Below are 10,476 nucleotides of genomic sequence, written 5' to 3'. Positions count from 1 at the left end.
CCCCGGCCGTCGCGAGCCTCGCCGAACCGATAGACCCGGGCGGTGCCGAAGTCGGTCGGGATGTCCCAGTGCCCGACCGGTTCAGGCAGGGCGGCGAGTCCCCGGTCGTAGACCGTGTCGAACTCGGCCTGTGCCTGTGGTGATGCGAACCTGCCCAGCGTCACCGGCTCTCCCCTTGCATCGTTTGGCGATACGATCGCATCGTAAACGCACGTGGGGGCTTTTACAATCCGTTCGTACTGCGAAAGGGGAAGGGTGCCGAAGGTCGTCGACCACGAGGAGCGGCGGCGTCTCATCGCCGCGGCCGTCCGGCGCATCGCTGCCGACCGGGGCCTGGAAGCGGTGAGCCTCGGTGAGGTCGCGGCCGAGGCGGGCATCTCGAAGGGGCTGGTGCAGCACTACTTCACCAGCAAGGACGAGATGTTGCGCTATGCCACCACGACCTTGCGGGCGCAGGTGGAAGAGCAGCTGCCCGCCGAATTCGGCGCCGGTGCGCCCGGTCTGCGTACGACGATCCTGGCGCTACTGCCGGTCGACGAGAACACGCGCACCGATGCCCTGGTGGCCAACGCGTTCCTGATGCGCGCCCTCAAGGACCCCGAGATCGCCGAGCGTTTCCGAGCCGGCCACGCCCAACTACGCGAGATGATCGCCGCGTTGGTCGCGGGGGCGCAGGCCGCCGGTGACCTGGCCACCGAGCTGGATCCGATGACAGAGGCGGACCTGATGCTGGCTCTGGTCGGCGGCCTGGCCGATGCGGTACTGCTCGGCTATCGCACCCCGGACGAGGCTGCGCATCTCGTCGACCTCTACCTGGCCCGCCTGGCACCCCGCCCATAACGCCGTCAGCGTTCAGTATTGCTCGGTCTCCACGAAACCCGCGTCCGCGGCGTCGTCCGCGCCGAAGGCGGCGGCGGTCGGGTCGAACCCGGGCGGGCTGTCCTTCAGGGCCAGACCCATCCCGTTCAGCTTCGCCTTGACCTCGTCGATCGACTTCGCACCGAAGTTACGGATGTCGAGCAGGTCGGCCTCGGAGCGGGCGACGAGCTCCCCTACGGAGTGGACGCCCTCGCGCTTGAGGCAGTTGTACGAACGGACGGTGAGGTCGAGGTCCTCGATCGGCAGGACCAGGTCGGCGGCGAGGGCGGCGTCCGTGGGGGACGGGCCCATGTCGATGCCCTCGGCGTCGATGTTCAGCTCACGGGCCAACCCGAACAGCTCGACCAGGGTCTTACCGGCCGACGCCATGGCGTCGCGCGGCCGCATGGCCTGCTTGGTCTCGACGTCGACGATCAGCTTGTCGAAGTCGGTGCGCTGCTCGACACGGGTGGCCTCGACCTTGTACGTGACCTTGAGCACTGGCGAGTAGATCGAGTCGACCGGAATACGGCCGATCTCCTGGCCCACCTGCTTGTTCTGCACGGCGGAGACGTAGCCGCGGCCACGCTCGACCGTCAGCTCCATCTCCAGCTTGCCCTTGCCGTTGAGCGTGGCGAGGACGAGGTCGGGGTTGTGCACCTCGACACCGGCCGGGGGCGCGATGTCGGCGGCGGTGACCAGACCCGGCCCCTGCTTGCGCAGGTACATCACGACCGGCTCGTCCTGCTCGCTGCTGACGACGAGCTGTTTGATGTTGAGGATGAGATCGGTGACATCCTCCTTGACGCCCGGCACGGTGGTGAACTCGTGCAGGACGCCGTCGACGCGGATGGACGTGACCGCCGCACCGGGGATCGAGGAGAGGAGGGTGCGGCGCAGGGAGTTGCCGAGGGTGTAGCCGAAGCCCGGCTCCAGCGGCTCGATCACGAACCGGGAGCGGAACTCGTCGACGACCTCTTCGGTCAGGGACGGACGCTGAGCAATCAGCACGGGGTGTTGCCTCCAGTGGTTTGGCGCCGCTATGTGACGCCGTAGACACCACGAAGGGTACGGGCGATACGGGCGATCCGGTCTCCGCAGAGGCCGAACCGCCGACACAGGGCGGTGTCGACGGCGGAGACGGCGCCAGCGGCGATGCCGGGGCTGCCGGCGTTGCGAACGGCCCGGCTCATGCGGTCGTTGGCGGCGGGCACGGCGAACGCGTCGTACCCGAGGACGAGGCCCGCCAGTTCATCCTCGATGACCTGGGCGGTGGCGGCCGATCCGAGGGGCGTCTGGGCCGGGCGGCTCTCGAGGGTTGCCGCACCAGTGGAGTCCGTCATGTCCGTGAAGAAGCCGCTGTCCAGCTCGAGGGTGCTCTCCCATATGCCGGCGGCCGTGATGGCGGTCGTGGCCGTGGTGGACATGGTCGCCGGGCCGGGGGTGGGGTTCCTGCCGCTGGTGTCGCTCGGGCCGGCGTTCACCGGGCTGGTCGGGAGCTGGCGCCGTACGGCGGTGATCGGCGCGGTGGCGCTGGTGTTGTGCGTCGGGCTGGGGCTGTCCGGCGGGCTGATCGGCTCGCGAAGGTGGTATACCGCCATGGCCTCGGTGGCGGGCGTGACCGGTGTCGGGATCGCGGCTGCGGTGATGCGTTCGCGCCGGGAGGCGGAGCTGGCCAGCGTGCGCTCGATCGCGGAGGTCACACAGCGGGTGCTGCTGAGGCCGGTGCCGCTGACCGTCGGCCCGTTGCAGGTGGCGGTGTCCTACACGTCGGCCGTCGCGGAAGCGCGCATCGGCGGTGACCTGTACGGGGTGGTTGCCTCGCCGCACGGGGTCCGGGTGATCGTCGGGGATGTGCAGGGCAAGGGCCTGGCCGCGGTGGAGACGGCGGCCGTGGTGCTGGGGGTGTTAGGGAAGCGGCCTACGACGAGCCGGATCTGGTGGGGCTGGGCGAGCGGCTGGAGCGCAGCGTGTGCCGGGAGATGGAGGGGGAGAAGTTCGTGACCGCGATCCTCGCCGAGATCAGGGCGGGGCACGAGGCGTCCTTCCTCAACTACGGCCATCCGGAACCGATGCTCGTACGGCGCGATGGCACCGTCGACTTCCCAAGGCCCCCCGTGTACGCGCTGCCCCTGGGGCTGGGCACGCACGGCGGCGAGGGACCCAAGCCGTTCCGGGTACCTTTCGCGCCGGGCGAGCAGCTGCTGCTCTACACCGACGGCGTCACCGAGGCCCGCGACGGGCACGGCGACTTCTATCCGCTCGCCGGCCGGGCGTTCCTGCTCAAGCACTCCGACGCACCCGCCGCCCTGGAGGCATTGCGCGACGACGTGATGCGGCATGCCGCCGGACCGCCCCACGACGACGCGGCAATGCTCCTGCTGCGCTACCACGGTCACGACGAACGACACGGGAAGGACCAAGCAGGCTGAGCGTCTGCGCACCTCGGCGCGGAAGGAAACTCAAGAGCTGGTCCGGAGCTCCGGACAGGAGCCGCGAGCTGTCTCCCGTGAGGTCGGTCAGCACCGACCTACGGGATGGTTGGTGACGTGGCCGTGTCGTCCAGGACCTGACAATCGGCTCCCGCCCACCGGCCACCGTCAGGCAACACAGTGCGGATGGTTCACCGGGTCGGGGACGGGCCTTCGTCGTAGACGGGGATCTGCGACTGGATGTTGAAGGTGATCGATCCCGCGTTCTCGAACCGCATGGTGAATTTCATGAAGTCGCCGCCCCTGATCACTTCGCGTACGTCCCGCAGCACCAGATGGGCCTTGCCCGGTTCCAGCTCCACGAGCTTGTTCGTCGGCAGATCAACCCCGTCGGGAAGCGGTTTGCCGTCGGAGTCGACGATGTCCACCGAGGCCGCATTCGGCGTGCCGGCGCCCACCAGCTTGTCGGCCTCGCTGCCCTTGTTGTAGAGCCACACGTACGCGGGAACGTCGTCTCCCGGCTGCCACGGCTCGCCTCGCGGTTCGGCCACATGCGCGTACCGGATCATGATGTCGCCGATGCGGGCGTTCTGGCCCGGAGCGTCCCACTCCGGCAAGGAGAAGTCGTCACCTCCGCATCCGCTCGAGGTCACAGCCAGGGCGAGAGCGACCGCCGCAAGGGCGCACCGGCCGCGGAACGTGAAGAGGGCTGCCATGGTTGCTCCTCTCACCAGCCCACCGGTTCCACGAGTGAGTACCCCGACGATCTAGGGCAAATCGAAGAGGCGATCGTGCGCAGGACGGTCGTCGCCGGATCTGCCGCAACCGGCACGGTCATCATGTGGCGGCCAGCTATCGCTGAGCAGAGGCCAAACTTGATGTGTCCATCCGTGGGGCTCTGCTTGGCGAACTCCCTTGCCCGGCCAGCCGGGAGCTGGCTGGATAAGGGTGACGGCCCGTGCTCAGCAGGTCGGCGCCGGGTGTTCATTGAGCCCGATGCCGGTCGCGGCATGGTCCTTCTCTGCCCGGGACGCAGAACCCGGCGCCACGGCGCAGAGCGCCGGCCCGGGTTCGGCGGTGCAACTGATTGCAACGGGTGCGGCGGTGAAGACGGAGCAGTAGGTGCCCGCCGGAGGCCGATCAGCAAGGCAGGGGCGAGGTCGGTGAGTGAGACGCCGCTGACGACGGCGAGGGCGGTGAAGATGAGCGCGGCGCTGATGCGGCGGCCAGCCAGGATGCCCGGCCGGTGCAGAGAGGTTGCGGAATCCGACCCGGCCGGGCCGCAGCCGAACCCGGGGGTACTCGGCCGTGATTTCACGTTACGATCTCCGCCCCATCTTCGGCGGATTCCCGTTACGCCAGTTGGCGCACTACCGTCCACAGCAAGGTGGCCACCCGTACTCGCCCGCCACGATCTCCTCGTCCGCCTGGCGGGGCCGGACCGTGTAAAGGGAGCAGGATCAGGCGGCGGCGGGTGAGACCGCCGGATTACAGGACGCACGGAACTAACACGACGATGACGCACATCTCGTGTCATTGCGGGGCGCTGACGACAACCGCGTAGCTGCCCACCCCGAGGAGATCGTCGCCGGGGAGCTGCTCCTCATCGGTCAGCAGATGGCGGATGCGTCCTGATCGCTCGTCGAATTCGATGTCGAGCACGGTGCCCTTGTTGAGACCTGTTTCGGTCAGTACCGCTTTGCCGATGGGATTGTGCGCCGCATGGGCGGGGTTGCCGGGGTCGATGTTCTTCTCGTCGCGGATGCGGTCGGCCTCTTCGATGGCGACCGCATCCGGGCCGAATGACTGGATGTTGTTCCAGTCGAGGGTGTGATGTCTACGGCCTCGGGTCCTCAGACGCAGCCCGGCGATGCGTGGTGGTGACGGTGCGACGGTGCAGGCTGCGACCGTTCCCACCGTCTCGGCTGTTGTGAGGTCCATGACGGCCTTGCCCTGGGCCTGGGTGAAGAGCATCAGTCGCCCTCCTGCGGGTCGTGCCGGAGGTGGCTGCGCAGGCTCGCCGCGGCCGCACCGAACCCTCCCAGGTCGCCTGCGCTGTGCTGTGCGGTGGCGTCCGGAACCAGTACCCGTTCGCCGGAGACGGTGACAGGGCCGGCCACTGGCAGCAGGACACGGCGCCGCTCGGCCGTTTCGATCTCGTAGCCTGCCACCACCGGTGCCTTGCCCGTCGCGACGACGGCGTCGGTGACGGTACCCAGCCGTGTGCCGCTGCGAGTCGTGACCGCGACACCCAGAACATTGCCCCCACCCGGCTGTTTCGCGTCCGACCGGGCGGCCGAGTCGTCCTCCTCCAGCGCGCTCTCGTCGCGCACCATGACCGCGTGCGGACCCAGGGCGTGGACCTTCTCCCACAACAGTGCACGGTGGAGCGGCCCAGCGAGTAGGCCGCGGCCGGCGAGGGTGAAGCATCGGATGCTGCCCGTCGAGGCGTCGAAGACGAGGTCCTTGACCTGTCCGAGGTCTTCCCCTTGCAGGGTGACCACTGGTTTCTTGGCGATCTCGCTGGCTCGTATGTAGACGGTCACGGCCGCTGCCCTCCTCCCCGCCGAGGCCGTCGGCCCTGGGCTATGACACCGCCGGAGCGACGCCGCGCCTGCAGTGACACGAGGGAAGCGGCGGCAGCCACGGCGATCGCCACAGCGATGATGAGCCAGATCCACCATTCCATCTCCGTGCCCCTTTGATTCCAGTTCGCCCTTATGTCACCTTCCAGGGTCGGCGCATCGGTGCTGGGGTGTCGACCGGAAGAGGTGAGGATCAGGCTGGGCTCCTTTTTCGTCAGGTCGGCACCGACGGCGATGCGCCCGCCAGGGCGCTCGACTGGTCCGGCGGGGCGCATCACCAGCACCGGGCATCCGGCGTGCGTGGACCGCCTGAAGGCTCACCGAGCTGAGGGGCAGGTGCGGGAAACCGCCACCGAGAACCTGCACCCGGGGGACGCGCCTCGGCAGAGCGCTCCACCAGTGGCCGGTGGGATCGCCGAAAGGCAGTTCTCCCGCGACGATCAGGCCGGAGAACACCGGCAGGGCCACTGCACATAATCAACAGGCCGAAGAGGGCCGATCGCCTTGTGTCCGCACAGGGGCGAACCTCGTGTCGGCGGGTATGTTGCCGCCCCGCCGTGCGGTCTGGCGCGCCAACCGGCCGTGCAGCGGCAATACGGGCAGGCGCCCCGACATCACGGAGCGGGAATTTTGAGGACGCCGTCGTCATAGTCGACGGTGATCGAGCCGTAGTCGCTGAGCACGTCCGAGCCGAGCAGGCCCTGAATGCCGCCGCCTCCCCTGGGAGGGCCGAGGTCGATGACCGTGACCTCACCCGGGTCGATGCGCACGTCGCCGACCTTCCACTGGTCCACCTGAGCAACGGGGACCTGCCCCGTGCCTAGGATCCCGCTCACCGAACGGCGTTCGCCGGTACGTTCCAGACCGACCCGGTCGGCGACGTCCTCGTCGACGACGCTGGCGGAGGCACCGGTGTCCAGAGCGAACATGAAGGGCCCCTCGCCTTCGATGCTCACCGGGACGAACGCCAGCGTCTGACCGCCCTGATCCACGACCCTGAGCGGTACCTCGCGCACCGCTCCAGGAGAGGTCTGCGCCGCGTCCGGGGCGTCGCGATCTTCGTACAGCACGCAGCCGGTGAGCAGCAGCGCGATCAGCGGCGCCGCGGCCAGTCGGCTTGCCACTCGGCGCCGCGTGGCGGGCGCTCCGGCGTCCCGCATGCCCATACGGCCCGGGGTGCCCACCCATTCACCGCGTAAACGCTGGTCAACTCTGACTGGCACGGGAGCTTCGGGAGACCGTCGAACCCGTGGTGTTCTGCCCGCCGCGCACGCCGTCGCGGACACCACGGGGGAGGGCAAGGACCATCACCACCCACCGCCGTACACGTCACCGTCCAGGACACCGGCCCTCATGCATGAACGCGTGCCGGAGGTGACGGGCCGCTCACCCGTCCGGACGCGCTGGGCACGGTGTGGGAAGCGGACGGCCGTCAGGATGGGGGAGGGTTCTTCCCACCTGCGAGGGAGAGGTATGACCGAAACCGACTCCGACGGGGCCGGGATCCGTCGGCCCTCGGGGCACCGCGATCCGGGGTCCGGCATGACCGACCTGCGGTGTGTCGGGGCGAACCCGGATTTCTGGTACCCGGTCGCGCTGTCCGGGAACGTCCCCAGCAGGCGGGTGTTCGCGACCGCGTTCGCCGGTGAGCGCATCGCGCTCTACCGCGGGGAGAGCGGCGCCGTCCACGCGCTGGAGGACCGGTGCGCCCACCGGCAGGTGCCCCTGAGCATGGGCGTTGTGGAGGGCGAGACACTCCGCTGCTGCTATCACGCGTGGGCCTATCGCGGCGACGGCCGCATCTCGCAGATCCCCTACCTGTCCAAGGGCGATGGCCGGCCGCCGCGCGGCGTGCGCGGCTACCCCGTCCGCGAGGCGTACGGCCTGGTGTTCGTCTTCCCGGGCGACCCGGACAAGGCAGAGGTCACCGCGCTGCCCGAGTTGCCGACCTTCGGCTCACCGCAGTACAAGACCATGACGTTCTCCCGCACCGTGCGCTGCCACTACTCGTTCATGCACGAGAACCTGCTCGACATGAACCACCAGTTCCTCCACCGGGGCGTGGTCGGCAGGCTCCGCCCCGAGCTGCTGGAATACCGGACCGGTGCGCGTTCGGTGGAGGCCAAATACCTGTTCACCCGCGCCGGGGGAAAGCGGAACCGCAGCGCCGGCCTGCTGGCCGCCGAGGGCATCGGCGGCCGCGACTCCTGCGATGTCATGACCATCCGCACCGAATACCCCTATCAGACACTTGACCTGGTCCCGGAGGGCGCCGAACGCCCGGCCTATTGTCTGTGGGCCGCGTACGTGCCCGAGGACGCCGAGCAGCGCACGTGTCACGCCTACGGCCTGCTCATGATCGAGAAGCCCGGGATTCCCGGCGTCCTTCATCTGGCCTGGCCGTTTGTCAGGCGCTTCACCGAGCGTGTGTTCGCAGAGGACCGCATGGCCGTCGAAGCCGAGCAGCGGGCGTGGGAGGAGCAGGGCGAGGACCGCAATCACGAGGTCTTCCCGCTGATCCTGGACGTCCGGGAGGTGCTGCGCGCCAACGGCGTCCCTCTCCGCCCCCAGGCTGCCGCGTGCGGCGTTGCCCCGGGCGACGGCCCTGCGCCGACGCCCGGCCGACGTGCCGCAGGACCGGGCACCCCCGCCGGACCGGAGTCCTCCGCCGAGCTGGGCGGCGAGTGCGGGTGAACGACGAGTTCCATGAGCTGGTACAGCTGGTCATGGTGCGAGCCGAAGTCGTACATGCCCACGACGTTGGGGTGGTTGAGCCGGGCACCGATCTGCGCCTCCATGCGGAACCGCTCGGCGTCCGTCGCCTCTTCCGCCCGCAGGAGCTGACCGCGACGGGGCGCCCGAGGACTTGATCGGAGGCCCGCCACACCTTGCCCACCGCCCCGCGTCCCAGCGTCTCCTGCACCCGATAGCGGTCCGCCGGCAGACCCTGCACACCCACCCCGATCATCACGGTTTGTGGTCATTCAGGACCCGGGTGTCCAGGTCAGAGCGCATACCCCTATCGGACCGGACGCCTCACGAGGGGCATGCATAGGGCAGGCAGACGACGGGGGACTCGCCTGCCTGCCCCTCATTGCGCGACCACCCACTCGAAAAGGGCGAGCGGGCATCGCGGGACCTATGGGTCCTGGATCCACCCCCCCTTACAGCGCACTGGAGCGCCGGGCCGTCACACCCTGAGGCGCCCGCCGCCAGACGGCTCGTGGCGCATCCGGATGCCACGGCGTAGACCCGCAGCGGACGCGCGCCGTGAAGTCCAGGGCTGGAAGTGAGGTTGCGGAGCTGTGTGAGCAGGGGCAGACCCGGTCACGGGGGGAAACCGAGCCTGCCCCTGCATATCGGCGCCTGCATACCTCCTCCCGGAGGGTGGGCGCCATGACCCCGCCCGGGGGTCACTTCCAAGAGCGCGCCGCACGTCAGGAGTGTCACGGGTGGACGGAGATGGTCGCGAGACCGACACCCTTATGAAGGTGCGCACCTGTTCCCATCATGGCTTAATCACGAATTGCACACATGCCGGGCCGGGGTCGTGATAGCCCCTCCGGTCAACCTTCTCCATTCCATCAGGAAAAGTGCCCTGTCGGCCGAACATTTCAGTAAGTACCTGAGTAGTCGGCCATATTTGGGTCATCGCGGGCGTCGGTGTAACACGGCACTGCATGCGGAACGCAGAAGCAGGCAGAAGCGGGGCGACGGCCCGGGCTGAATTTCGATGCCTGGAGCGAGTGCGCCGACATGGCTCTACGGCAGATCGGATTTCCTGTGGGCAACATCGACCCGGTTTCCGGATATCAGACGTACAACCAGCCCCCGGGCCCGGACCGCTCCGTGCGCGACCAGGCCGCCGCCCGGCGCACGGCCCTCACCGTCAGTACGATCGCCGACATCGCGGCAGGTCTGCTCGGCCTGTGGATCGTGTTGTTCCTGCTCGACGCGAACCAGGCGAATGTGTTCGTCGAGTTCGTGCGGGGAACGGCGGACTGGCTGGCCCGGTGGTCGCAGGACATTTTCACGATGGACACAGACGGCCTACGCGTTGTCCTCAATTATGGACTCCCGGCTGTCACGTATTTGCTGATCGGTCATGGGATCGCAGCCCGGCTCAACCGAGCCTGACATCGGATCTGCCTTTATCGATCGCCACAAACCGCTGCCGCCAGCACCTTCCCCCGCCGACGACCATGCAAGGGAAGTGACGGCAGCCGAAGGGCCGACTGTGACACGCACCTTCCCTGAAAACGATCACCTGCCGATCTATGAGGACCTGGTACGCGAACGCGGTGACGCCGTCGCCGAAGCTCAGCTGGCGGCCGATCACACGCAGCACCAGGCAGCGGAACTACTGACCGGACGGGATGCGGCCCACCAGACCCATAGCCGGGACGGCACCACCACCGCTGCAGGTGGTCAGCCGGAGTGGCGCGGATCGCTGCCGTAGGCGAACTCGGCGCAGATACGTCCGCCTGTCCCGTCCTCACCCAAAGAATCCCCGCAAGAGCATCACACAGGCCGCACACGGCCTTTCGAGCCTCGTTAGCGTGACTGGCTGCTCGATCCCCTGTGCGAATGTGACCAGGCTG

General features: G+C 68.5%; 10 protein-coding genes and 1 pseudogene. 5 read left to right on the top strand and 6 right to left on the bottom strand.

The features are described from left to right. Window positions 1-255 precede the first annotated feature (255 nt). The gene (locus tag ACYVO6_RS40545; RefSeq protein WP_461070413.1) at window positions 256-840 is read left to right on the top strand and encodes a TetR/AcrR family transcriptional regulator; all 585 of its coding nucleotides are present in this window, start codon (window positions 256-258) and stop codon (window positions 838-840) included. Window positions 841-852: 12 nt separating this feature from the next. Here the strand turns inward: ACYVO6_RS40545 and ACYVO6_RS40540 are convergent, their stop codons facing one another. Both ACYVO6_RS40540 and ACYVO6_RS40535 read right to left on the bottom strand, forming a co-directional pair. Further along, the gene (locus ACYVO6_RS40540) at window positions 853-1,869 is read right to left on the bottom strand and encodes a DNA-directed RNA polymerase subunit alpha (protein ID WP_461070411.1); all 1,017 of its coding nucleotides are present in this window, start codon (window positions 1,867-1,869) and stop codon (window positions 853-855) included. Window positions 1,870-1,898: 29 nt separating this feature from the next. Then, window positions 1,899-2,201, bottom strand: a complete 303-nt coding sequence (locus ACYVO6_RS40535) for a hypothetical protein (RefSeq protein ID WP_461070409.1) — start codon at window positions 2,199-2,201, stop codon at window positions 1,899-1,901. Here ACYVO6_RS40535 and ACYVO6_RS40530 point away from each other — a divergent pair. After that, window positions 2,200-3,290, top strand: a pseudogene (locus ACYVO6_RS40530) (PP2C family protein-serine/threonine phosphatase). The gene ACYVO6_RS40535 and the pseudogene ACYVO6_RS40530 overlap by 2 nt on opposite strands. A gap of 191 nt (window positions 3,291-3,481) precedes the next feature. Here the strand turns inward: ACYVO6_RS40530 and ACYVO6_RS40525 are convergent. The 4 genes from ACYVO6_RS40525 to ACYVO6_RS40510 form a co-directional block, all read right to left on the bottom strand. After that, window positions 3,482-4,006, bottom strand: coding sequence for a copper chaperone PCu(A)C (locus ACYVO6_RS40525; RefSeq protein ID WP_461070407.1), 525 nt, complete (start codon window positions 4,004-4,006; stop codon window positions 3,482-3,484). 817 nt (window positions 4,007-4,823) lie between these two features. Next, the gene (locus ACYVO6_RS40520; RefSeq protein WP_461070405.1) at window positions 4,824-5,264 is read right to left on the bottom strand and encodes a PRC-barrel domain-containing protein; all 441 of its coding nucleotides are present in this window, start codon (window positions 5,262-5,264) and stop codon (window positions 4,824-4,826) included. Next, the gene (locus ACYVO6_RS40515) at window positions 5,264-5,836 is read right to left on the bottom strand and encodes a PRC-barrel domain-containing protein (RefSeq protein WP_461070403.1); all 573 of its coding nucleotides are present in this window, start codon (window positions 5,834-5,836) and stop codon (window positions 5,264-5,266) included. The genes ACYVO6_RS40520 and ACYVO6_RS40515 overlap by 1 nt, the downstream gene beginning before the upstream one ends. 653 nt (window positions 5,837-6,489) lie before the next feature. Continuing rightward, window positions 6,490-7,059 carry a retropepsin-like aspartic protease gene (locus ACYVO6_RS40510; protein ID WP_461070401.1) on the bottom strand — a complete coding sequence of 190 codons (570 nt, stop codon included), beginning with the start codon at window positions 7,057-7,059 and terminating at the stop codon, window positions 6,490-6,492. Window positions 7,060-7,348: 289 nt separating this feature from the next. Here ACYVO6_RS40510 and ACYVO6_RS40505 point away from each other — a divergent pair, with 289 nt between their 5' ends. From ACYVO6_RS40505 to ACYVO6_RS40495, 3 genes are all read left to right on the top strand, one after another. Further along, window positions 7,349-8,569, top strand: coding sequence for a Rieske 2Fe-2S domain-containing protein (locus tag ACYVO6_RS40505; protein WP_461070399.1), 1,221 nt, complete (start codon window positions 7,349-7,351; stop codon window positions 8,567-8,569). Window positions 8,570-9,631: 1,062 nt separating this feature from the next. Further along, window positions 9,632-10,012 carry a hypothetical protein gene (locus ACYVO6_RS40500; RefSeq protein ID WP_461070397.1) on the top strand — a complete coding sequence of 127 codons (381 nt, stop codon included), beginning with the start codon at window positions 9,632-9,634 and terminating at the stop codon, window positions 10,010-10,012. Window positions 10,013-10,112: 100 nt separating this feature from the next. Continuing rightward, entirely contained in the window at window positions 10,113-10,334 is a 222-nt protein-coding gene (locus ACYVO6_RS40495) for a hypothetical protein (RefSeq protein ID WP_461070395.1), read from the top strand. The last annotated feature ends 142 nt before the right edge of the window (window positions 10,335-10,476 follow it).

This window comes from Streptomyces pseudoechinosporeus, assembly GCF_054783935.1.
This window is presented reverse-complemented; position numbering and strand designations above follow the sequence as displayed.

Excerpts from the sequence above, each read along its gene's own strand:
- ACYVO6_RS40525 (WP_461070407.1), bottom strand. The coding sequence starts at position 4,006 with ATGGCAGCCCTCTTCACGTTCCGCGGCCGGTGCGCCCTTGCGGCGGTC.
- ACYVO6_RS40535 (WP_461070409.1), bottom strand. The coding sequence starts at position 2,201 with ATGACGGACTCCACTGGTGCGGCAACCCTCGAGAGCCGCCCGGCCCAG.
- ACYVO6_RS40505 (WP_461070399.1), top strand. The coding sequence starts at position 7,349 with ATGACCGAAACCGACTCCGACGGGGCCGGGATCCGTCGGCCCTCGGGG.
- ACYVO6_RS40500 (WP_461070397.1), top strand. The coding sequence starts at position 9,632 with ATGGCTCTACGGCAGATCGGATTTCCTGTGGGCAACATCGACCCGGTT.
- ACYVO6_RS40520 (WP_461070405.1), bottom strand. The coding sequence starts at position 5,264 with ATGCTCTTCACCCAGGCCCAGGGCAAGGCCGTCATGGACCTCACAACA.